Annotated in this window: 1 pseudogene; it reads left to right on the top strand. The window is 42.7% G+C overall.

Annotation, left to right across the window (positions count from 1 at the left end):
* Positions 1-330: pseudogene (locus ACP45E_RS21105) on the top strand (serine hydrolase domain-containing protein); the annotation flags it as partial.

Below are 330 nucleotides of genomic sequence, written 5' to 3'. Positions count from 1 at the left end.
CATTTTCCAATGAATTTGTCGACGCAGCTCGTGCTGGTTTTAATAACTTTCATTGGCAAATGGGTGGCGATCACTCCTTTTATTACAACATGCACATGAGCGAATTCATGCCTACAGCGGTTGCTTCACCAAGTGAAAATTACAAGCCGTTAGTTAAAGATATTCACCCAGAGCTGGCTAAGTTAAAAGTTCAAACAGAAAGCAAGGGTGAAATGACAATGGAAGATTACCTTGTCGACCCGCAGTTCCGTACCCAAGGCTTTATGCTGATTCATGAAGGTAAGATTGTGTACGAAGCTTACCCAGGAATGAAAAGATCGGAAGAGCGGT

Source organism: Vibrio genomosp. F10 str. 9ZD137 (genome assembly GCF_049974785.1).
Taxonomy (GTDB): domain Bacteria; phylum Pseudomonadota; class Gammaproteobacteria; order Enterobacterales; family Vibrionaceae; genus Vibrio.
This window is presented reverse-complemented; position numbering and strand designations above follow the sequence as displayed.